General features: G+C 69.6%; 21 protein-coding genes. 12 read left to right on the forward strand and 9 right to left on the reverse strand.

Annotation, left to right across the window (positions count from 1 at the left end):
- Positions 1-3: 3 nt before the first annotated feature.
- The 4 genes from LV75_RS06995 to asnB form a co-directional block, all read right to left on the reverse strand.
- The gene (locus LV75_RS06995) at positions 4-1,137 is read right to left on the reverse strand and encodes a methyltransferase domain-containing protein (protein ID WP_253885909.1); all 1,134 of its coding nucleotides are present in this window, start codon (positions 1,135-1,137) and stop codon (positions 4-6) included.
- Positions 1,134-2,090 (reverse strand): ATP-grasp ribosomal peptide maturase, encoded by a 957-nt coding sequence (tgmB, locus tag LV75_RS07000; protein ID WP_301318755.1) that lies wholly within the window; start codon positions 2,088-2,090, stop codon positions 1,134-1,136. The genes LV75_RS06995 and tgmB overlap by 4 nt, the downstream gene beginning before the upstream one ends.
- A complete protein-coding gene (tgmA, locus tag LV75_RS07005) occupies positions 2,090-2,419 on the reverse strand; it encodes a putative ATP-grasp-modified RiPP (protein WP_253885912.1) in 330 nt (109 codons plus the stop codon). Before tgmA ends, tgmB begins: the two co-directional genes overlap by 1 nt.
- 223 nt (positions 2,420-2,642) lie before the next feature.
- Entirely contained in the window at positions 2,643-4,571 is a 1,929-nt protein-coding gene (asnB, locus tag LV75_RS07010) for an asparagine synthase (glutamine-hydrolyzing) (protein ID WP_253885914.1), read from the reverse strand.
- Positions 4,572-4,858: 287 nt separating this feature from the next.
- Between asnB and ctaC the strand changes: the two genes are divergently transcribed.
- Together ctaC and LV75_RS07020 are read left to right on the forward strand one after the other, a co-directional pair.
- Entirely contained in the window at positions 4,859-5,818 is a 960-nt protein-coding gene (gene ctaC, locus LV75_RS07015; RefSeq protein WP_253885916.1) for an aa3-type cytochrome oxidase subunit II, read from the forward strand.
- 54 nt (positions 5,819-5,872) lie between these two features.
- A complete protein-coding gene (locus tag LV75_RS07020) occupies positions 5,873-6,274 on the forward strand; it encodes a cytochrome c oxidase subunit 4 (RefSeq protein WP_253885918.1) in 402 nt (133 codons plus the stop codon).
- 627 nt (positions 6,275-6,901) lie between these two features.
- Here the strand turns inward: LV75_RS07020 and trpD are convergent.
- The 3 genes from trpD to LV75_RS07035 form a co-directional block, all read right to left on the reverse strand.
- Positions 6,902-7,939, reverse strand: coding sequence for an anthranilate phosphoribosyltransferase (gene trpD / locus LV75_RS07025; protein ID WP_253885920.1), 1,038 nt, complete (start codon positions 7,937-7,939; stop codon positions 6,902-6,904).
- Between the two features lie 4 nt (positions 7,940-7,943).
- Positions 7,944-8,354 (reverse strand): hypothetical protein, encoded by a 411-nt coding sequence (locus tag LV75_RS07030; RefSeq protein WP_253885922.1) that lies wholly within the window; start codon positions 8,352-8,354, stop codon positions 7,944-7,946.
- 69 nt (positions 8,355-8,423) lie between these two features.
- Positions 8,424-8,831 (reverse strand): hypothetical protein, encoded by a 408-nt coding sequence (locus tag LV75_RS07035; protein ID WP_253885923.1) that lies wholly within the window; start codon positions 8,829-8,831, stop codon positions 8,424-8,426.
- Positions 8,832-8,914: 83 nt separating this feature from the next.
- On the opposite strand from LV75_RS07035, the gene ctaE reads away from it, so the two are divergent.
- The 5 genes from ctaE to LV75_RS07060 all read left to right on the forward strand — a co-directional run bounded on the left by ctaE (position 8,915) and on the right by LV75_RS07060 (position 14,262).
- Positions 8,915-9,541: an aa3-type cytochrome oxidase subunit III gene (gene ctaE, locus LV75_RS07040; RefSeq protein WP_253885925.1), complete on the forward strand. Its 627-nt coding sequence runs from the start codon at positions 8,915-8,917 to the stop codon at positions 9,539-9,541.
- Between the two features lie 82 nt (positions 9,542-9,623).
- Positions 9,624-10,421, forward strand: coding sequence for a cytochrome bc1 complex diheme cytochrome c subunit (qcrC, locus tag LV75_RS07045; protein ID WP_253885927.1), 798 nt, complete (start codon positions 9,624-9,626; stop codon positions 10,419-10,421).
- Complete coding sequence (gene qcrA / locus LV75_RS07050; protein ID WP_253885929.1) at positions 10,418-11,551, forward strand: cytochrome bc1 complex Rieske iron-sulfur subunit; 1,134 nt, start codon at positions 10,418-10,420, stop codon at positions 11,549-11,551. The genes qcrC and qcrA overlap by 4 nt, the downstream gene beginning before the upstream one ends.
- Positions 11,548-13,188 (forward strand): cytochrome bc1 complex cytochrome b subunit, encoded by a 1,641-nt coding sequence (qcrB, locus tag LV75_RS07055; protein ID WP_253885931.1) that lies wholly within the window; start codon positions 11,548-11,550, stop codon positions 13,186-13,188. Before qcrA ends, qcrB begins: the two co-directional genes overlap by 4 nt.
- A gap of 120 nt (positions 13,189-13,308) precedes the next feature.
- Positions 13,309-14,262: a serine hydrolase gene (locus tag LV75_RS07060; RefSeq protein WP_253885933.1), complete on the forward strand. Its 954-nt coding sequence runs from the start codon at positions 13,309-13,311 to the stop codon at positions 14,260-14,262.
- Positions 14,263-14,276: 14 nt separating this feature from the next.
- On the opposite strand, the gene LV75_RS07065 is transcribed toward LV75_RS07060, so the two are convergent.
- Complete coding sequence (locus tag LV75_RS07065) at positions 14,277-14,555, reverse strand: Lrp/AsnC family transcriptional regulator (protein ID WP_253885934.1); 279 nt, start codon at positions 14,553-14,555, stop codon at positions 14,277-14,279.
- An 82-nt stretch (positions 14,556-14,637) separates the two neighbouring features.
- Between LV75_RS07065 and LV75_RS07070 the strand changes: the two genes are divergently transcribed.
- Positions 14,638-15,093: a YbaB/EbfC family nucleoid-associated protein gene (locus tag LV75_RS07070; RefSeq protein ID WP_253885936.1), complete on the forward strand. Its 456-nt coding sequence runs from the start codon at positions 14,638-14,640 to the stop codon at positions 15,091-15,093.
- A gap of 13 nt (positions 15,094-15,106) precedes the next feature.
- On the opposite strand, the gene LV75_RS07075 is transcribed toward LV75_RS07070, so the two are convergent.
- Entirely contained in the window at positions 15,107-16,825 is a 1,719-nt protein-coding gene (locus LV75_RS07075; protein ID WP_253885937.1) for a DEDD exonuclease domain-containing protein, read from the reverse strand.
- Between the two features lie 103 nt (positions 16,826-16,928).
- Between LV75_RS07075 and LV75_RS07080 the strand changes: the two genes are divergently transcribed.
- The 4 genes from LV75_RS07080 (at position 16,929) to LV75_RS07095 (ending at position 21,889) form a co-directional block, all read left to right on the forward strand.
- Positions 16,929-18,281 (forward strand): NYN domain-containing protein, encoded by a 1,353-nt coding sequence (locus tag LV75_RS07080; RefSeq protein WP_253885939.1) that lies wholly within the window; start codon positions 16,929-16,931, stop codon positions 18,279-18,281.
- A gap of 6 nt (positions 18,282-18,287) precedes the next feature.
- Positions 18,288-20,039: a D-alanyl-D-alanine carboxypeptidase family protein gene (locus tag LV75_RS07085; protein WP_253885941.1), complete on the forward strand. Its 1,752-nt coding sequence runs from the start codon at positions 18,288-18,290 to the stop codon at positions 20,037-20,039.
- 130 nt (positions 20,040-20,169) lie between these two features.
- Positions 20,170-20,355, forward strand: coding sequence for a hypothetical protein (locus LV75_RS07090; RefSeq protein WP_204455842.1), 186 nt, complete (start codon positions 20,170-20,172; stop codon positions 20,353-20,355).
- Between the two features lie 478 nt (positions 20,356-20,833).
- On the forward strand, positions 20,834-21,889 hold the full coding sequence (locus tag LV75_RS07095; RefSeq protein ID WP_253885943.1) for a C40 family peptidase: 1,056 nt from the start codon (positions 20,834-20,836) through the stop codon (positions 21,887-21,889).
- Positions 21,890-21,935 lie beyond the last annotated feature (46 nt).

Here is a 21,935-nt window from a genome sequence, read left to right on the forward strand (position 1 = left end):
GGCTCACCGAGCAGGCAATACCCACTCATGGCCGCTATCGGGCTCATCCAGCCACACCCGGTGCAGGCCGTCCGGGGTGACGCTGAGGCCGAGGCGGTCCCAGTCCGGACACCCGAGCGTCTCCCATTCGTCGTGGGCGGCTTCTACGCGATCCCACAGCCGCACGGGTCCACCCTGGCGAATTTCACGGGCTCCGGTGATACGGGCCCAGGCCCACGAGCCGTCAGCGGCGCTGAGCGTGGACCATTCGGGACGGCCACCGGCTAGGCCCGTGTACCCAACCGACACTTCACCTGGCATCCCGACTTGGGCGAGGAACCAGGGCACCAGGTGGGTCCACGGCGTCGCGGGCAACGTGGTGTCCGACCGAGTTCCTGCCGATTGGTCGCCGAGTGCGGGCGCGGCGTCCGGTGCTCGGTCGGCATCGCGCATCGCCATGAATCCGGCCCAGCGCGGCAGGAAGCGCCCCGTGAGCCCATCGGCGGTGCGCCTCAACAGCGCCAGGTTCCCCGCGTGCACACTGGGTTTCAGGTCGACGAGCACGAGCCCACCCACCCGGACCTGGCCGGCCCACGCCCGCGGAACCGCAGGGACCGAACACGTGGCGATGATCCTGTCGAACGGCGCGTGCTCGGGCAGTCCCAGCCCGCCGTGACCGACCACGAGAACGGGGGACAGCCCCAGCGAAGCCAAGCGCTCACCAGCGGCCTCGACCAGCGCCGCACCGATGTCGACCGAGAAGACCCGCCCATCCCCGAGGCGGTGGCACAGGAGGGCGGCGTTGTACCCGGTCCCGGTGCCGATCTCCAGCACGCGGTGGTGGTCGGCGAGGTCGAGGGCTTCCAACATCCGAACCATCAGACCCGGCTTGGTCGACGACGACACCGTGACCCGGTCGCCATCAGCGGTGGTAGCGAGATCCGTCACCAACGGCTGGTTCCGGTACACAGCGGCGAGCCACTCTTCGCCTCCCGCAGCCGTCTGAACCCACGACCGGTCCGGTTCCTGGGTGTAGAAGCGCGGTACGAACAGGTGTCGAGGGGTCTTCTCCACTGCTTGCCGCAGCGAGGGAGTCCGAAGGACACCCTCGGCCACGATCTCCGCGGCGAGTTCGCGCGCCAGATCCTGCCAGGTCATGCGCCGGTCCCTTTCGCCAAGAGATCAGCCAGAGCCGACGTGATCGGCAATTCGGCCGCATCTTCAAGCCAGCCGTACTGCCCGCCCGCGTTGCACTCCAGGAAGATCCACTGCCCGTCTGGCCGAACGACGAAGTCGAACGCGCCGTATACCAACCCGAGTTCTCGGCAATAGTCCCGGACGCCGGTCAGCACATCGAACGGTGGATCGACCCGGTCGTAAGTCAGGGCCTTGTAGTCGTTGCGCCAGTCGACGTACGCGTCCGCGGTAGTCGCGTGGATCGCGGCTGCGAACACGCTGTCCCCGACGACGATCACGCGCGCCTCGTACGCCTTGGGTACCCATCGCTGGAACTGGTGCGATGTGACCTCGACGCCACGAAGATCGCTCATGTCGGAGGCATCGAGGAGTCGGGTGAAGGCCGTCTTGCGCCCACCCTCTTCGCGAATCGAAGGGGCTCCGAGCGCCTTGATCACGGTTTGCCCCGCCGCGGCGAAACGCAGTACCGCGGTCTGGGTGTTGGTGATCAGGGTGTCAGTGACCTGCAGGCCGCAGCGCGCAGCCGTCACAAGCTGCACCGGCTTGTAGGAGGCGTCGGCATTGCGGGCCGGGTGGTTCACCCACCGCACGGGCAGCGATGAGAGCACCCCGCCGAAGCCGAGCTTGGCCTCGGTCATGGCCCACTGCCGCTCGGTCGGCGACATGCCCTCAGCGAAGGTGAACGCAGTGGGGCTGCGGTACCAGATCGACCGCAGTGCCTCCAGTCGCACAGTTCGCCCAGCAGTGGACAAGCTCCCCACCCACCGCCCGTGCCGCAGTTCGGCGTCGATGCTCACGTGCTGCGGAAACCAGGCGGTGTCCAGGCGGACCACAGGCACGGCCCGGTCCTGCAGCGCGTCGACCATGCGGTCAGCCGTGAGGTCCAGTTCGGGCGCGAGGATGAGAACGGTCATCAATCGTTGACCCAGTCCTCGGAGCTGGGCGGGTCCTCGCCGTCAACGCTCGACGTGGTCTTGGCAGTCGGGTCACCCATGCTGGGCAGCTCGATCAGCGGTACACCGGAGGTGGCAACGGCCTTCTGCGCGTCGCTGTCGTAAGTCCACTCCGGGATCACCGTGCCCGGTCGTACGGGCGTGGCGCGACGAAGCCCGAAGGGGCGGATGCCCGCAGGCGTTGGGAAGTCATTCGCCCGTTCGACCGAGGTCGAACCGTGGAGGGCGAACTGACCGCTGAGTGGTGCGAACGGATCGGCCTCAGGCGCTTGGGCATGAGTAGTGATCATGCCTCTGTTCTTAGCAGCGTCCTTCGCCGCGCGGGAGGTCCTCGAGTGCGGCGCACCCGTTGAGCTGAGAGAAACGACGAGGGTCCCGCACCCACACGGTGTGGACCCTCGTCGTTGGAAGTGCGCCGTCGCTGAGCTCGGCGGCGGGATTGTTCTCCGGCGCTGGTCGAGCCTGCGGGCGACGAATCAGGGCCGCCAGCCTGCTGGCCGGCGGCCCTGAAACTCAGATCTTCACCGGGTAGTGCGGTTCCGGGATCACCGGCGTGATTCGGCGTTCGATGAAGATGCCGTGCCAGAGCATGAAGACCAGCAAGGCCCAGATCCGCCGACTGTGGTCGAGCGTGCCCGCGCGGTGTTCCTCCAGCAGGCGCATCACCGCGTTCTTGTCGATCAAGGCGTCGGTCTGCGACGCCATCACGATGTCGCGGGCCCAGTCGTACATCTCGTCCTTGAGCCACAGGCGGATCGGCACCGGGAAGCCGAGTTTGCGGCGGTTCAGCACGTGCGCGGGGACGACCTTGCGCAGGGCCTGGCGCAGGGCGAACTTGGTGGTCTCCTTGGTGATCTTCTGCTCCAGCGGCACCTCGGCGGCCACCCGGAACACCTCGGGGTCCAGGAACGGCACCCGCAGCTCCAGCGAGTTCGCCATGGTCATCTTGTCCGCCTTGACCAGGATGTCGCCGCGCAGCCAGGTGAACAGGTCCACGTGCTGCATCCGGGTCACCGGGTCCCACGACACCGACTCGCGGTAGTGCGGGGAGGTGATGTCGCGGTGGCTGACCCCCGGGTCGAACGTGCGCAGGACGCCGCGCAGCTGGTCGTCGCGGAAGATGCGGGCGTTGCCGTAGTAGCGGTCCTCCAGCGACAGCGACCCGCGGCGCAGCAGGTCCTTGCCGCGGGTGCCCTCGGGGATCTTCGCCGAGACGCGGCCCATGAACTTGCGCAGCGAACCCGGCACCCGCTCGAACGGCGCCAGCGACAGCGGCTCCCGGTAGATCGTGTACCCGCCGAACAGCTCGTCGGCGCCCTCACCCGAGAGCACGACCTTCACGTGCTTGCGGGCCTCGCGGGCGATGAACCACAGCGGCACCAGCGCCGGGTCGGCCACCGGGTCGTCGAGGTACCAGACGATCAGCGGCAGCGCGTCCATCATCTCGTGCGCCGACACCGTCCGGACCACGTGCTTGACCCCGATCGCGGCCGCGGACTCCGCCGCCACGTCGACCTCGGAGTAGCCCTGGCGCTCGAAGCCGGTGGTGAAGGTCACCAGGTCCGGGTTGTGCTCGCGGGCCAGCGCGGCGATCGCGGTCGAGTCGATGCCACCGGAGAGGAACGAACCCACGGTGACGTCGGCGCGCATGTGCATCCGGACCGAGTCGCTCATCACGTCGGCGATCCGCTGGTAGAGCGCCTCGGCGTCGGCGGGGCCGCGCACCGGGGTCGGCGAGAACCGCGGCTGCCAGTAGCGCTTGGTCACCGGTTCCTCGCCCGGTACCAGCGTGAAGCAGGTGCCCGACTCGATCCGGTGAACCGTCGAGTGCAGGGTGTCCGGCTCCGGCACGTACTGCAGCGTCAAGTAGTGCTGCAGCGACCGGCGGTCCAGCTCCAGCCGCGCGCCGATCAGCGGCGCGAGCTCCAGGATGGACTTCTTCTCGCTCGAGAAGGCCACCCCGCCCGGGCCAGAGGCGTAGAACAGCGGCTTGATGCCGAACGGGTCGCGCGCGCCGAACAGGGTCTGCTTCTGCGAGTCCCAGATCAGGAACGCGAACATGCCGCGCAGCCGGGTGACCGCGGCCTCGCCCCAGTAGTGGTAGGCGGCGACGATCGTCTCGCCGTCACCGTCGGTGACGAACCGCGCGCCGTGCCGCTCGGCCAGTTCGGCCCGCAGCTCCAGGTAGTTGTAGATCTCGCCGTTGAACAGCAGCGTGTACCGCTGCGGTGTCTCCGGCGGCCCCCACGGCAGCGGTTGGTGGGAGTGCTCAATGTCGATCATGGACAGCCGGTTGAAGCCGAACACGACCTCACCGCCGGTCCACGTCCCGCTCTCATCGGGGCCGCGGTGGCGCTGGCAGCGCATCGCCGCCCCCACCGCCGACCGCGCGGCGGCGGCGTCCATCTCCGAAGGGCAGACCAGGCCAAGCAGACCGCACACGCTTCTCGCGCACCTCTTCCGTGTCGAGCCGGGGTTGTCTCTGGCGGGGAAGACGCAAGTATGCCGGGCGGGGTTGCCCGGCCCCGACCTGGCCGACCCCGTGCGCGCAGCGTCACCGCCCGGTGTGACCGACATCCGATCACCCCTCGGGGGGTGTGGCCCACGTCGCTGGGCTAGGCTCCGCAGTGCTCCCCAGGAGCGTCGATCTCCGCTGTCCAGCGCCGGGATCGGCGGTCGCGGGGGCAGCGTCAAGTGCGTGGAGTTACCGCTCGAGGAGGAGTCGCGCAGTGGGCACACCCAAGGCCGCCGGGAACCGTTCGCCGGTCGCCCGGCTGAGCAAGGTCGCCGGTCTTGTCGCGCTCGTCGTCCTGGGCGCCACCGGCTGTTCCACCGACGAGGTGCTGCGGTTCGGTTGGCCGGAGGGCGTCACCCCGCAGGCCGAGCGGATGCGCGAGTTCTGGACCTGGTCGGTCGTCGCGGCGCTGATCATCGGCGTGATCACCTGGGCGCTCATCCTGTGGCCGGTGGTCGCCCACCGCAAGCGCGGGGAGACGCTGCCCAAGCAGTTCCAGTACAACCACTTCCTGGAGTGGATCTACACCGGCATCCCGGTCGTGATCGTGGTCGTGCTGTTCTACTTCACCGCCACCACCCAGAACTACGTGCAGGCCGAGACCGACAAGCCGGACGTGACGGTCGACGTGCTCGCCTTCCAGTGGAACTGGGAGTTCGACTACAAGAGCTACGTCAACACCAAGGGCGCCCTGGAAGAGCCCGCCGCGCCCGGTGACACGACGGTGCGCACCATCGGCAGCTCCGCGGAGATCCCGCTGCTGGTCCTGCCGACCCAGCGCACCATCCAGTACAACCTGAAGTCGCGCGACGTCATCCACGCGTTCTTCGTCCCGGAGTTCCTCTTCAAGCGCGACGTGTTCCCGCACCCGGAGAAGAACAACCAGGACGCCACGTTCCAGAACCGGATCGACAAGACCGGCTCGTTCGTCGGTCGCTGCGCCGAGCTGTGCGGTACCTACCACGCGGTGATGAACTTCGAGGTCCGCGCGATCACCCCGGAGCAGTTCGACCAGTACCTGGGGCTGCGGACCAAGACCAACCCCAAGACCGGCAAGCCGTTCACCGCCGCCGAGGCGCTCACCGAGATGAACTGCGGCGAGCTGTGCTCCCCGGTCGCGGTGACGACCAAGCCGTTCAACACCGACCGCACCGCCCGCACGGCCACGAACTGATGTAGTCGGTCCACTGCGGACTGAGCGCCACGAACAGGTGAATGTGAGGACAGCATGAAGGTCGAAGCCCGCCTCTTCGACATCACCACCGCCTTCTTCTTCCTATCCGCCATCGTCTACGGCGTGTGGTCGAAGGAACCGGTCGGCACGGTGGCCCTGATCCTCACCGGCGGCCTCTCGCTCATCGTGGGCACCTACTTCCACTTCGTCGCCCGCAGGCTCGACCAGCGCCCCGAGGACAACCCGGACGCCGAGGTCAGCGACGGCGCCGGTGAGCTCGGCTTCTTCAGCCCCGGCAGCTACTGGCCCGTCGCCCTGGCCGCCTCCGCCGCCCTCGCCGCCTTCGCGATGGCGTTCTGGCAGATCTGGCTCCTGGTCATCGCCGTGGTCCTCATCCTGATCGCCGTCGGTGGTCTGGTCTTCGAGTACCACACCCGCCCCAACGCGACGGACTGATCACACTCTCTCGGTGAAGGGCCCTGCACCAGGATCTGGTGCAGGGCCCTTTCGTCGTTTGGTCCTTCGAATCGACACTGGCCGCGCCGTTCAAGGAGGGGTGGGCAAGGTGGTGGAGGTCCGCCCCAGCCCACCCACTCAGCGCCTGGACACTCGGACCCTGCGGTGCCATGCCCCTCGTCAGGTCCGCCTCAGCCCTCCTGCTCAGCGCGTGGACAGTCGGAGTCGCTGGTGCCAGGCCGGCTCGATGGGGCGGACTTGTTTTGCGTGGGGGGACAACACCCGTAGCGTCGTCAGCGGCAGGGCCTGCTTTTGGGCCCCTGCTTTGCGGTTCTGCGTCGGGTGTTGTAGGGGCCCCGCGCAAAACAAGTTCGCCCCATCGAGCTTTCCGCATTGTCGCGGATCGGACGCCGAGCTTGCCGCCAGGCAACGAGGCGTCCCCCGGAGCCGAAGGCGGAGGCCCGAAGTTCTTGCTCCGCACTCCCAGCCACGGCCTACGTCAAGATCAACCTGATCAAAAGCCCCCAAATACACAGCTTACCGACGCACCCCGACAAAACCGGCGCCTCAGCAGCACCCTGTGGACAACAGCAGACGTTGTGGACAGCCAGCACCTAGCGGCAGTCGCTAAGCGAGTTCCTGTGACCGCGCGATCCACCGGTCCAGCAGCCGCTCAGCAGAGCCGTTGTCGATGGCTTCAGCGGCGGCTCCGAGGCCTGCCTCGAAGTCCGCGTATAGATCTCCCGACAGCCCCTTGAACGCCGCGATTGCCCCGGCCGCGTTCAGCACCACAGCGTCTCGGACCGGGCCGCGCTTGCCGCCCAGTAGGTCTCGCACCACCTGTGCGTTGAACTCAGCGTCCCCACCGCGCAGGTCTGTGGGGACCGACACCGGGATCCCCAAGCGGGAAGGGTCGAATGTCTGCTGTTGGACGGTCCCACCCGACACGACCCACACGCTCGTCGTCGTAGTCGTGGTGATTTCGTCCAGATTGTCGTCACCGCGCACAACCAGCACCGAAGCGTCGCGGGAGGCGAATACCTCGGCCATCACCGGGGCCAGGCGCAGGTTCGCGCAGCCCACCAGGCCCGCGCGCGGCTGGGCCGGGTTCGTCAGCGGACCCAGCACGTTGAACGCCGTGGGGATGCCGATCTGGCTGCGGACCGGGCCCGCGTGGCGCAGGGCCGGGTGGAACGCCGCGGCGAAGCAGAAGGCGATGCCGACGTCGCGGACGCAGGTGGCCACGGCTTCGGGGGAGAGTTCGATCACTACGCCGAGCTCTTCGAGGACGTCGGCGGTGCCGCACTTGGAGGAGGCCGCCCGGTTGCCGTGCTTGACGACCGGGGCGCCGGTGGCGGCGGTGACCAGGGCGGTCATGGTGGAGATGTTCACCGTGTGGGCCTGGTCGCCGCCGGTGCCCACGACGTCCACGGCGTCGATGTCGAGGTGCACTAAGCGGGCGTTGGCCATCATGCCCTCGGCGAGGCCGCCGATCTCCGCGGCCGTTTCGCCCTTGGCGCGCAGGGCCACCGCGAACGCGGCGATCTGGGCCGGGGTGGCGGCGCCGGACATGATCTCGTTCATCGCCCACGACGTGTCCGGCGCGGTCAGGTCCCCGCCGTCGACCAGGTGGTTGAGCAACGACTTCCAGCTGCGCTCACCCACGCGGTCAGCCTCGGACCAGTGGCAGGCGCTTGGTGCGCAGCACGTCGGCGACGGTCTCGGCGGCGGTCAGCGGGTCGAGCGGGTGCACGAGGACCGCGTCGGCCTGCGACCAGGTCGCCAACCAGCGGTCGTCCTTGCGGCGCACCGCGATGATGATCGGCGGGCAGTCGGTGATCTCGTTCTTGAGCTGCCTGCACAGGCCCATGCCGCCGGTCGGCTGCGCCTCGCCGTCGAGGATGGCCAGGTCGATGCCGCCCGCGTCCATCTCCATCAGGACCTCGGAGACCGTGCCCACCTCGACGTAGGCGACCCGGCCGATGTCGGCGGCGGGCCTGCGGCCCACGGCTGTGATGATCGTCTCGCGGACCTCGGGCCGGTGGCTGAAGACCAGGATCTTCAGTGCTGCGGTGCTCATGCGTCCTCCGGGTGGGCGAGGGTGTTGACGAAAAGCTGGAGCAGGCGCGTTGATGTTATCGGTCTCACGTCAGCGGGTCTGCAAGACGTCCCACCCCAGGGCGTGCCCGCCCAGGCGGGTCGCGAGACTGGCCATCCTGGACCGTTCGCGCGCGCACTCCAGGGCCGTCACGACCTGCGCGCGCAGGGCGTAGGCGAGCACCGGACCACCGTCGAACGGCAGCACTTCCCGCAGGACGTAGCCGTCTTGAGCGATCAACGCGGCCGCCTCGCCGACCCGGTCGGCGGGCAGTGACAGGTGGTGGCGCAGCACCGCCTGATCGGTGGGTCGCAAGTCGCTGGACCGGGTGAGCGCCGCCGACGCCGCCTCGGCGTCGTCGAAGCTGGCCGCCACGACCACCAAGTCCGGGTCGTCCGGGTTCACCCGGGGTGTCCGTTGCCTGGTGAACGCCGTACGAAGCTTGTCGAGAAAGCCCACGTCCCCGCCCTTCCACCCGCCCCGACGCGCCGAGGCGGTCTACTCGCGACCCGACCGGGCGAGCCCACTACTCGCAAGACATAATGCGACCCGTGACTGCAGCAGCGCCCTCCATTGGCCAGCGTGTGCACTCGCTGAACCGGCCGAACATGGTCAGCGTCGGCACCATCGTCTGGTTGTCCAGCGAGCTGATGTTCTTCGCCGGGCTGTTCGCCATGTTCTTCACCGTCAAGGCGCAGAACAGCACCGGCCACTGGCCACCGCCACTGGCCGACGGCGAACTCGTGCACCTGGACGTGCCCTACGCGCTGCCGTTCACGATCATCCTGGTGGCCTCCTCGTTCACCTGCCAGCTCGGCGTCTTCGCCGCCGAGCGCGGCGACGTGTTCGGCCTGCGCCGCTGGTACATCGCCACCCTGATCATGGGCGCGATCTTCGTCGGCGGTCAGGCCTACGAGTACTACAACCTGATCAACGAGGGCGTGACCATCCCGTCCGGGGCGTTCGGGACGGTCTTCTACCTCACCACCGGGTTCCACGGCCTGCACGTCATCGGCGGCCTCATCGCCTTCGTGTACCTGCTCATCCGCACCAAGCTGAGCAAGTTCACCCCGGCGCAGGCCACCTCGGCGATCGTGGTCTCGTACTACTGGCACTTCGTCGACGTGGTCTGGATCGGCCTGTTCGCGGTCATCTACCTGGTCCCATGACCGCCGCACCCGAGCCAGCAGCCGCCCAGCCCGCCACCACCAGCTCCACCGGGCCCGAACCGACAGCAAGGGTTGCCGTTCTATGAACAAGAAACTGCCGCGCCGCGGCAAGCTCCGCAGGCGCGTGGCCGGTCTGCTGGCCCTCGGTTTCGCGCTGATGTCGGTCGGCGTCCTGTACTCCGCGTTCGCCCCGCAGCCACCGGTCGCGCAGGCCCAGGGCGACCCGGCGCTGGTGCGCGAGGGCGAGCGGATCTACAACACCACCTGCATCAGCTGCCACGGCGCCAACCTCGAGGGCGTCGCCGACCGCGGCCCCAGCCTGATCGGCGTCGGTGAGGCGGCCACCTACTTCCAGACCGCGACCGGGCGGATGCCCGCGGTGCGCCAGGAAGCCCAGATCGAGCGCAAGCCCCCGAAGCTCGACCCGCACCAGATCGACGCCATCAGCGCGTTCGTCGACTCCAAGGGCGGCGGCGCCAAGCTGCCGGAGGAGCAGGGCGAGGCGCTGCGCGGCGACAACCCGGCGCGCGGCGGCGAGCTGTTCCGGCTCAACTGCGCGTCCTGCCACAACTTCACCGGCCGCGGCGGCGCGCTGTCCTCGGGCAAGTTCGCGCCCAAGCTGGACGGCGTCTCCGAAACCGAGATCTACGCGGCCATGCTCACCGGCCCGCAGAACATGCCGAAGTTCTCCGACCGGCAGCTCACCCCGGAGGAGAAGAAGGACATCGTCGCCTACGTCAAGTCGGTGACCGATGGCAACAACAACCCCGGTGGCAACCCGATCGGCGGGCTCGGACCGCAGTCGGAGGGTCTGATCGCATTCATCGTGGGGATCGCCGCGCTGGTCGGCGTGACCCTCTGGATTGGGGCTAAAGCATGAGTTCCACCAACCCCCAGCAGCTGCCGAGCGAGGAGGAGCTCGCGGGCATGTCCCGCGAGGAGCTCGTGCGCCTCGGCGGCAAGCTCGACGACGTCGAGATCGTCGAGTACCCGGACCCGTGGCCGGTCAAGGGCACCCGCGCCGAGAAGCGCGCCGAGCGCCTGGTCGCGCTGTGGTTCCTGCTCGCCGCGGTCGGCGGGCTCGCCTTCGCCGGGGTCTTCCTCTTCTGGCCGTCGGCCTACACCGCGCCGTACACCGACGGGTACTTCATGTACTCGCTGTACACCCCGCTGCTGGGCGCCTCGCTCGGCCTGTCGGTCATCTCGGTGGGCATCGGCACGCTGCTCTACACGAAGAAGTTCATCCCGCACGAGATCGCCGTGCAGCAGCGCCACGAGGGCAGCTCGACCGAGCTGGACAAGGCCACCATCCTGGCCCACCTCGCCGACGCGGGCACCCGCAGCGGCATCGCCCGCCGGTCGCTGATCAAGCGGACCGCCGGTCTCGGCGCGGGCGCGATGGGCCTCGGGGTCGGCGTGTTCGCCCTCGGCGGCCTGGTGCGCGACCCGTGGGCGCAGACCGACTCGCCGAACTCGCTGTGGCACACCGGCTGGAAGTCCGACAACGGCGAGCGCGTCTTCCTGCGCCGGGCGACCGGTGACCCGGAGGAGGTCGTGCTGGTCAAGCCGTCCGACCTGGACGCCGGTGGCATGGAGACGGTCTTCCCGTTCCGCGAGTCCGAGCGCAAGGACCACGAGGCGCTGTCGAAGGCGCTCAAGCGCTCCGACAACCCGGTGATGATCATCCGCCTGCGCCCGGAGGACGCGGCCAAGGTGATCAAGCACCAGGGCCAGGAGGACTTCAACTACGGCGACTACTACGCGTACACGAAGATCTGCAGCCACCTCGGCTGCCCCACCTCGCTCTACGAGCAGCGGACCAACCGGATCCTCTGCCCGTGCCACCAGTCGCAGTTCAACGCGCTGGAGTACGCCAAGCCCATCTTCGGTCCGGCGACGCGCAAGCTGGCCCAGCTCCCCATCGCGGTCGACGAGGAGACGGGTTACCTTTATGCCAGGAGCGATTTCATCGAGCCGGTAGGGCCCGCCTTCTGGGAGCGGAAGTCATGAGTGCCATCACATCTCCCACCAAGCCCACCAACGCCGCCCTCCGCGCGGCCGGTGGGGCGGCGAAGTGGGCCGACGACCGGTTCCACCCGGCCGGTGGCCTGCGCAAACAGCTCAACAAGGTCTTCCCGACGCACTGGTCGTTCCTGCTCGGCGAGATCGCCCTCTACAGCTTCATCGTCCTGCTGCTGACCGGCACGTACCTGGCGCTGTTCTTCGACCCCTCCATGCAGGAGGTCGTCTACCAGGGTTCGTTCGCCAACCTGCGCGGCCTGGAGATGTCGCGGGCCTACGAGTCGACCCTGATCATCAGCTTCGACGTGCGCGGTGGCCTGTTCGCCAGGCAGATGCACCACTGGGCGGCGCTGCTGTTCATGGCCTCGATCGTCACCCACATGTTCCGGGTGTTCTTCACCGGCGCGTTCCGCCGCCCGCGTGAGGTCAACTGGGTCATCGGCGTGAACCTGTTCCTGCTCGGCGCCACCGAGGGCTTCGCGGGCTACTCGCTGCCCGACGACCTGCTCTCCGGCGCTGGCCTGCGAATCATGTCCGGCCTGCTGCTGTCGATCCCGGTGCTGGGCACCTGGGTGCACTGGCTGCTGTTCGGCAGCGAGTTCCCCGGTGAGGACATCGTGCCCCGGCTCTACACGGTGCACATCCTCTTGTTGCCGGGCATCCTGCTCGCGCTCATCGGCATCCACCTCGCGCTGGTCTGGTACCAGAAGCACACCCAGTTCCCGGGCGTGCGGCGCAAGGAGACCAACGTCGTCGGCGTGCGCATCATGCCGGTGTTCGCGGTCAAGGGCGGCGCGTTCATGGCCGTCGTCGTCGGCGTCACCGCCGCGCTGGGTGGTCTCTTCCAGATCAACCCGATCTGGAACTTCGGACCGTTCAACGCCGCGCACATCTCGGCGGGCACGGTGCCCGACTGGTACATGGGCTGGACCGACGGCCTCATCCGGTTGTGGCCCGCGTGGGAGATCTACCTCGGGAACTACACGATCCCGGCGGCGTTCTTCCCGTTCATGCTGGGCCTGCCGCTGCTCGGTGGCATCGCGACGGTCTACCCGTGGATCGAGCGCAAGTTCACCAAGGACTACGCGCACCACAACCTGCTGCAGCGGCCCCGCGACGTGCCGGTCCGCACCAGCCTCGGCGTGATGGCGATCACCTACTTCATGGTGTCGCTGCTGTCGGCGGCCAACGACGTGCTGGCGGAGAAGTTCTTCATCTCGCTCAACGCCACCACCTGGATGGGCCGGATCGGGCTGCTCGTGCTGCCCCCGATCGCGTACTTCCTCACCTACCGGATCTGCCTCGGCCTGCAGCGCTCCGACCGCGAGGTGCTCGAGCACGGTGTCGAGACCGGCATCATCAAGCGCCTCCCGCACGGTGAGTTCATCGAGATCCACCAGCCGCTGGGCCCGGTGGACGATCACGGCCACCCGCTCCCGCTGGAGTACCAGGGCGCGTCGGTGCCGAAGAAGATGAACAAGCTCGGCTCCGCCGGTGCCCCGGTGCAGGGGTCTTGGCTGACCCCGGACCCGCCGGAGGAGACCGCGGCCCTGGCCAGGGCGCGCGCGGCCGAACACGCCGAGCAGGCCCAGTTGGAGTCCGGCAAGTCGGACCCGACGCACTGAGTTCGACCTCCAGTTCGTCTCCCAGGTGGGGCGTTACCCGATCGGGTAACGCCCCACCTGCGTGTGGTGACCTGCTCATCGCCCTGCCGGACGTCGCGGATTCGCGATAGCCTGCCGGGCGTGATCCAGCGGGTGTTACAGGGTGTTGCCGCTGCCGCCGTGCTGGTGTTGGCGGCCTGCGGGTCCGGTGGGACGGCCGCGCCGGAGTCCACCCCGCACCCCGTCGTCGCCCAGGTCCCGACCGACTCGACCGCCGCCACGCTCTCCTCGGTCCCGCCGGTGCTCACCGCGCCGTCGCCGAGTGCGGCCCAGCCCGAGGACTGCCCGTTGCCCCAGTCCGGGTTCGACTGCGACTTCCAGCGCCGCATCGCCGCAGCCGAGAGCTATGCCGGGGGCAGGCCGGGCACGGTCGGCATCGTGCTGCGCGACCGGCAGACCGGCGCCGTGTGGCGCAACGCGCACGCGGGCGACCTGACCTGGACGGCGTCGACGATCAAGCTCGCCATGGTGGTCGACCTGCTGCGCCGCTCCCGCACCCACGCCATCACGCTGTCCGCGGGTGACCGCGCGCAGATGGCGGCCATGCTGCACAACTCCGACGACGACGCAGCGACGACGTTGTGGACTAAGTACGGCGGCAAGGACCATACGGCGTTCAACGAGGCTTTCCCCGCTTACGGCATGACCTCGCTGCGCGCTGAACGCGGCTACAGCAAGGTCTTCCCGTACTGGGGCTTCCAGAAGTGCACAGCCGACGACCTGGACCGGCTGATCAACCACGTGCTCGGGATCGCACCGGCAGAGGATCGGGCGTTCATCCTCGACCACATGCGCCAGGTCGCGCCGAACCAGCAGTGGGGCGTCTGGGGCGCGGGCGCGGCAGCCCACCCCGGCAACAAGGACGGCTGGTCCGACGAGGACGGCGGCTGGGTGATGAACACCGTCGGCTTCGTCGGACCAGGCGAGCGCTACACGCTGGCCATCATGAACAACCTGCGCGGCAAGGGCGGCTACGACGAGGGTCGGCAGACCGACACCGAGATCGCGCGGCTGTTGTTCGCGGGCCGGTTCTAGCCGCTCTAGTCGCTTTAGTCGTCGCCGAGGTCGAAGGCGGCCTCGGTGTCCTTGCGCGAGAACGAGCGATAGGCGATGTGCGTCGCGGTGTCGAGCACGCCGGGGATCTTGCTGATCCGGCCGGGGATGAGGCGGGCCAGGTCCTCGTGGTCGGGCACCCGGAGGATGGCCACCAGGTCGATGTCACCGGCGCACGAGTAGACCTCGGCCACGCCCTCCACATCGGCGATCGCCTGTGCGGTCTCGGCGATGGCGTCGGTCGCCGCGCTGATCAGGACGATCGCGGTGATCATTCCCGTACCTCCCGTGTGGTCGTCCCGGTAAGCCTAGAGGGATCGCTAGGCTCGTGCCGGAGCCTAGGGAGAGGACACCGGGGTGCAGACACCTGATGAGTGGCTGGCGGACTTCGAGGCCAAAGTCGCCGACTTACAGCAGAAGGCGACCGAGTTCAAACAGGCCGTGGAGTCCTCCGCGACCACGCTCAGCTCCGACGAAGGTGACATCTCGGTGACCGTCGCCCCCAACGGTGCCCTGACCGGGCTTGAGCTGACCGACGCCGCCCTGCGCGCCGCGTCCGGCAAGGCGCTGGCCGACCGGGTGATGGCGTTGGTCCGTTCGGCGCGGCAGAACGCGGCCGACGGGGTGGCGCAGGCGTTCGTCCCCTTGGGCGGGGACGCTGACGTGGTGCAGCACATCGTCGTTGCTGAGACTGCTGTCGACGAGACCGCTGCCGCCGAGGTGGAACCTGCGCCGGGGAAGCCGCGTCGGGTGGTCGCGGACGAAGAGGACTATTCGCAGTCGCGGGCGGTGTACAAGAACGACAGCTGGTGACCCTCCCAAGTGGTCAGTCGCGGGGCAGGGTCGAGGCCCGCGCCCGGTCGGCGCGGTCGAGCCAGCCGCGCCACTTCGCCGCCGCGTGCGCCGGTTCGGCCCAGGGCTCGGAGCAGCGGACCATCCGGGTGCCCGGTTTGTCGAGCCAGCGCAGCACCACGCCGACCTCCTCGGCTGGCGCGCCCAGCAGCGGCCCGTCGCCGGGGATGACGGTCTCCGCCGACGCGATCAGGCTCTCCACCACCGGCATCGGTGACACCCCCCGGCGCGCCACCCCCGCGGACGCCAGCCGCCCGTGCCGGACGACGGCGAACTCCCAGCCGCCGCTGCCGTCGGGGCGGGCGGCGACGAGTTCGGCGACCTTGGCCAGCGCCGCCAGCCGCTGACCCCGGTCGAGCGCGCGGATCAGCGAGCGCATCCGGTCCCGCTCCCCGCCCGCCTGCTCGTAGCGCTGCGCCGAGGACAGCTCGGTCAGCCGCAGGTGCAGCCGGTTCAGCGGACCCAGCTCCCGCCCGGCCACCAGCGACACGACCGAGGTGACCGCGGGCGCGTACTCGTCCGGGGTCTGCCCACCGACGCACGGCGCGGCGCACCGGCCCAACTCGGCCAGCGCGCACGGGCTCGCCTCGCCACCGCCGACCGGGATGCGCAGCGTGCACGGCCGTACCCCGGTGGCCTCTTGCAGCGCGGCCATCGCTTCTTCGGCGTGTCCCCGAGCGCGGAACGGACCCAACGCGCCTTCGCGGGGCTTGCGGACCAGCGATAGCCGGGGGAACGCCTCTTCGGTCAAGACCAGCCACCACCCGTGCCGGGGATTCTTCGAGCGGCGGTTGTATTGCGGCTTGTGCGCCGACAGCAGCCGCAGTTCGCGGACCTCGGCTTCCAGCGGGTGCGCGCAGCTGATCGTGTCCACCCGCTCGGCGAGCGCGACCATCTCGCGTAAGCGCCGCCGGGTCTCGCTTGCGGTGAAGTACTGCCTTACGCGCCGCCGCAGGTCGGTAGCCGTACCGACGTAGAGGACCTCGTCAGAGGGACCGCGGAACAGGTAGACCCCGGGGTCGTTCGGCACGTTCTCGGCCAAGGTGCGCTTGCGCCGCTGCGCGGCGGTGACCTCGGGGATGTAGTCGAGCAACTCTTCCAGCGACTGCACTCCGAGCGACCCGACCCGCTCTAGCAAACCGTGCAGCACGTCCACGGTGGCGCGCGCGTCGGCCAACGCCCGGTGGTTGGGCGTCGTCGAGGCGCGGAACAGCTGCGCAAGCGCGGACAGCCTGCAGCTCGGTGCCTCTTCGCGGGTGAGCACCCGCCTGCCCAGCCGCACTGTGCACACCACGGCGGGTTTCGGCCAGTGGTAGCCCAACCGCTGGCAGGCGGCTTTGACGAACCCCACGTCGAACCCGGCGTTGTGCGCGACCAGCACCGAGCCCGCCGCGAACTCCAGGAACGCGGGCAGCACCTCGTCGACCCGGGGCGCGGTGTAGACCATGGCGTCGGTGATGCCGGTGAGCGCCACGATCTCCGGCGGGATCCCCCGACCGGGGTCGACCAGGGTGGCGAACTCGCCGATGACCTCGCCGCCGCGGACCTTGACCGCGCCGAACTCGGTGATCGCGTCCTGCTCAGCGCTGCCCCCGGTCGTCTCCAGGTCGAAGACGACGAAGGTGGTGTCGCGCAGCGGGGTGCCCAACTCGTCGAAGGTGAGTTGCGCCCGGGTGCTCATCGGCGTGCTCATCACGACCGAAGCTAGATCACCCCACCGACAGTCCCGCGCCCCGCGCCGTCCCACAGACGCGGTTCCCCGCTGCGCGTCGCGGCGGCACGACTAGCCTTAGGGGATGGCACTGTCCTCGCTGCCCGACCCACCCGACGGGTCCGAAGCGTCCACATCGGACGATCAGGGCCCGGTCGTGGAGTGGTCCGGGCTGCCTGAGCCGGTCCGCGGCAGGCTCGCCGAGCTGGCCGCCGAGGCGGTCGGGACGCTGCCCAAGGTCGACGTGCCGCAGCAGCTGCGCGCGGTGGCGCGCTTCGCCCCGGCCAAGCGGGCCCGGCTCGGCGGTGCCGCGCTGATCGCCAGCCTGCGCGACGCGCCCGGCTTCCGCACCGCGGTGCTCCAGTGGTGCCGCGAGCACAAGCCCGCCGCCCTTGACCTGGGCGGGGACGACCCGGTGGCGGTCGCCGCGGCCGCGGTGCTGCTCGGCGAGGAGACCGCCGTGCACTACCTGGAGCTGGTGTCGCGGCGGGCGTCGGACTCCTCGCTGCGCGCCGAGCGCGACACCGCGGTGGCCAAGCTGCGCAAGGCCGAGGCCGAGCTGGAGCGGATCCGCGCCGAGCTGGCCTCCTCGACCGGGGTCGCCGACCGGGTCCGCGCCGAGGGCGAGGTCGAGCTCGAACGGCTGCGCAAGCGGCTGCGCGAGCAGGGCGCCAAGCTGCGCGAGGCCAAGGACGCCGCCGCGGCCGCCGAGGGGGCGGCCGAGCAGGTCCGCAAGGAGGCCCGGGCCGAGGTCGCCGCGCTCACCGAGCAGCGCGACCGGGACCGCGACCGGGCCAAGGAGGAGCGGGCCAGGGCGGCCCGCGCCGAGGCCGACGCCGAGATCGCCCGCCAGTCCGCCAGGGAGGCCCGCCAGGCCGACGAGGTCCGGCTCGCCCTGTTGGTCGACACCCTCGACGGCGCTGTCACCGGGCTGCGCCGCGAGCTCGCCCTGGGCGGTGGCGGACCCCGCCCCGCAGACCTGGTGCGTGGCGCGACAGCCGCGCAAGGCGTCGTGGGGCGCGTAGAGGACCCGGCAGCGCTCGATCGACTGTTGGCGCTACCCGCGGTGCACTTGGTCGTCGACGGGTACAACGTCACCAAGACCGGTTATCCGGAGCTGTCGCTGGCTGACCAGCGAGACCGGTTGGTCCGCCAGCTCGCGTCGCTCGCCGCGCGCACCTCCGCCGAGGTCACCCTCGTCTTCGACGGGGCAGGCGTTGTCGCCGTCCCGGTCGCTGCGCCGCGCGGGGTGCGGGTGCTGTTCAGCGACCCCGGGGTGCTGGCGGACGACGTGATCAAGGCCCTGGTCACCGCGGAGCCCGAGGGCAGGCCGGTGGTCGTGGTCACCTCCGACCGCGCCGTCGCCGACGCGGTGCGCAGGCGCGGGGCGCACCCGGTGCCCTCCGCGGTGCTGCTGGCCAGGCTGGGGCGCGTGTAAGCGGCCATGCGGTCGGCGATCGCGATGGGCGCGGCGGCGGTGCTGGTCACGGCACTGCTGAGCGGGCCTGTGTCCGCGCAGCCGGTTCCCCCGCAGATCGAGGCAGGCGTACCGCCGGGCACCCCGGCACCGGATACCCGCCCCGGCGAGGCCTTCGCCGACCCCAAGGTGGCCGCGCTGCAGCGGACGGCCACGGATATCCAACGTGAGCTGGCCGGGTTGGGTGAGCTGGCGCGCACCGCCGAGCAGGAGTTGGGGCGGGCCACTACGCAGGCGACCGAGGCCACCGCGCACCGCGAAGAGGCCGACAGGGTCGTTGCCGCGCAGCAGGCCGATGTTGACTCCTATACGTCCGCTCTCTACGCGTCTCTTGGCGTACCGGGCGGCGTGCACGTGCTGCTCACCGCAGGTGGACCGGATGACTTCTTGGCTGGGAGTTCGCTGATCGGTCGACTGCGGGCCGACCTCGATGCTCGCCTGGGCGCGGCTGTCGAGCGGCAGCGGGAAGCGGCGCGTGCGGAGAGCGACGCGCTGGGTGCGCAGCGAGAGGCATCTGACCGTAAGGGGGAGTTGGACCGTCGCAGCGCGGACGCGTCCAACCGCGCCGCGGCGGTGTCATCTGAGCTGCGCGGACAGTTGGCGGATACCGACGCTGCTGTGGTCGCGCTGCAGAAGGCTCAGCAAGAGCGCAACACGACGACGGCGGCCAACTGGAAGACCTACACGGACAAGCTTGCCGCGGCCGGGGTGGTCCTGCCGAAAGCTGCGGCGCTGCGTGACCCGGATCGACTGCCTACGGGCCTCTTGCCACTCGTAGGGGCTGGCGGCGTCCGGCAGCCCGGGGTGGCGCAGGTGGTGGCGGGCGCTGATCGACTGTTGGTGCTGCCTGCGGAGACAGTGACAGCGGTGACCTTGGCGGTCGGGGCCTTGGGCAAGCCCTATGTACCGGGGGTTGGTGGTCAGGGACCGACTGCGTACTCATGTGATGGGCTCGTCCGTGCCGCCTATGCGTCGGGTGGCATAACGCTGCCTGGAGGCTTGGGGGAGCAGTTCGGGGTTCTTACGCCGGTGACCGACCCGCACCCCGGAGACGTCGTGTTCCTCGGCCCCGCGCGGCTAGGGGCGCAGAGCGTCGGGATCGTCTTGGACGAGAAGTCCATGCTCGTCGCCGACGCCAGGCTGGCTGGTGTGGTCGTGGCAGACCTACCGGGCGTTGACACCGTCCTCGGGTTCGGTAGGCCGTCCCTGGCGTTCCGGCAGCCCGAGGCCGCCCCCAAGGCGACCGACGGTGGTCTCGCCTGGCGGTGCGGAGGTGTACAGCTGCCTGCACGGGCCCCTGGCGAGGCGGCGGGGGCTTGGGGTGGGTTTCCGAACGGTCTGATCCCACTCACGGCGCTGTGTCCTATAGGCGTCGCCAGCCACGTCCTGCGGTGTGACGCGGCTCAGGGCTACCAGGCGATGTCTGCGGCGTTCACTACCGTGTTCGGGCAATCACTGTGCGTTACTGACTCGTATCGGACCTACACCGCGCAGGTCCAGTTGTACGCGGTTAAACCGGCATTGGCGGCCGTGCCAGGAACGAGCAACCACGGTTGGGGACTCGCACTCGACCTCTGCGGCGGGGTCCAGGCCGCCGGTTCGGCCGAATACGCGTGGATGATCGCCAACGCCCCTTCGTTCGGCTGGTCGAACCCGCTTTGGGCGCGTCCGGGTGGCGGCCGGGAGGAACCGTGGCACTGGGAGTACGCCGCGGGCTGAGCCATTGCGGGCCGAGCCATTGATCGACTCGTTCGGGGTAACTTCTCGAACAGGTGAGCGAAATTGTCGGTGCCCTCTCCTAATCTCGTCCTTGATCGCCAACCACGGGGGAACGGGAAGGGGACGGACCGTGATCATCGACTGCGACACCTGCGAGGTTCGAGGCGACGCGTGCACCGACTGCGTGGTCACGGTCCTGCTCGGTGCCCCGCCGACCGTCGAGTTGGACGAGCGCGAGCGGGCCGCCATCGACGTGCTGGCCGGTGCCGGAATGGTGCCCAGGCTGCGGCTCATCCCGATCGAGAAGTCCGCGTGATCCACCGACACGCCCGGGGTGAATCCGGCACGCGGTGAGTGGTCGCTTCCCGCGCCGAACGGTTTCGGCTTGACTCCACCTGCGGGTGAACTGGGCTGTTGCCGTCATCACAGACGGCAGTCAGCACTGCTCCGTTGGGGTTTTCCGACGACTGGCAAGCCAATTCGGCCCCGGCCGGTGGACGCGTGGGCTCACTTTTCGTAACCTGTCCGAGATCTCGCGGCCCGCAGTCACCACCCCGAGGTGACGACGCGAGATCGCCGCCGAATCGGCCCTCTCCCCGGGCTGAACCGGATTCCCCCACGGTGGGGCTTCCTCGATCGGGCGCGTTCGTGGCCTTGCTCTTCCGGGCCGCGCTGTGCAGGCCACGTCGCTGTGGCCATGTCGCACGCCCGATCGCGCGGCCCCCGGTGCGCGTGCGCGCCGGGCCGCCAGGTCGCCCCGTCGGCGGTGCGACAGACGAAGGAGTACGCGCGACGTGTCGTCGCATCGACTCAAACGTGCCAAGCGCGGCGCCATGACGGTCGCGGCCGTCATCGCCGTGGTCGCTTTCTCGCCGTCCCCCGCCTATGCCCAGCCGCCCGCACCGCCGACCACCGCGTCCGAGGCGGTCAAGCAGTACCAGGAGCTGAGCAAGCAGGCCGAGAAGGTCAACGAGGACCTGCTCAAGGCCAAGACCGACCTCGAGGCCAAGCGCGTCGAGTTCGACAAGGCCACCAACGACGTCGCCCTCGCCGCGGCCAACGAGAAGCAGGCGCTGGCGCTCGAGGAGCAGTTCCGCGGCCAGGTCGACCTGCTGGCCAGCGCCTCCTTCCAGGGCGCCCGGTTCAACAAGATCTCCGCGCTGCTCACCGGTTCCTCCCCGGACGACTTCCTCGAGCGCGCCTCGGCGCTCAACGTGCTCGCCGAGGACAACCAGGAAGCGCTGGAGAAGTACACCGGCGCGGTGAACACCGCCGCCGACGCGCGCAAGCTCGCCGAGGACGGCCAGCGCCGCGCCGCCGAGGCCAAGGCCGCCGCGGAGAAGCTCACCGCCGACGTCACCAAGACCTACAACGACCTGCAGGCGCAGATCAAGGTCGTGGACGAGGCCAAGAGCAGGCTCACCACCAAGGAGAAGACCGACCTCCAGGGGCCCAAGGACGACGGTGTCTACCTGGCGCCCCCCGGTGCGGCGGGTAAGGCCATGGAGGTCGCCCTCGCCCAGCGCGGCAAGCCCTACGTGTGGGGTGCCGAGGGCCCGGGCAGCTACGACTGCTCCGGCCTGGTCCTCTACGCCTACGCCGCGGCCGGGGTCAGCCTCCCGCACTCCAGCCGCGCCCAGTACGGGTACGGCAAGTCGGTCTCGCGCAGCGAGCTGCAGCCCGGTGACCTGCTGTTCTACGGCGGCAGCGCGGGCTCGATCCACCACGTCGCGATGTACATCGGCGATGGCCGCATCGTGCACGCCTCCACCTCGGGTGTCCCGGTGAAGACCGACACCGTCGACGGTGGTGGCCGCGACTACTTCGGTGCCAAGCGCATCGTCGGCTAGCTCCACGCACCACCGGGCGGACCCGGGGCCCCGCGGGCCCCGGGTC

The sequence above is a fragment of the Actinokineospora diospyrosa genome (genome assembly GCF_024171925.1).
GTDB lineage: Bacteria > Actinomycetota > Actinomycetes > Mycobacteriales > Pseudonocardiaceae > Actinokineospora > Actinokineospora diospyrosa.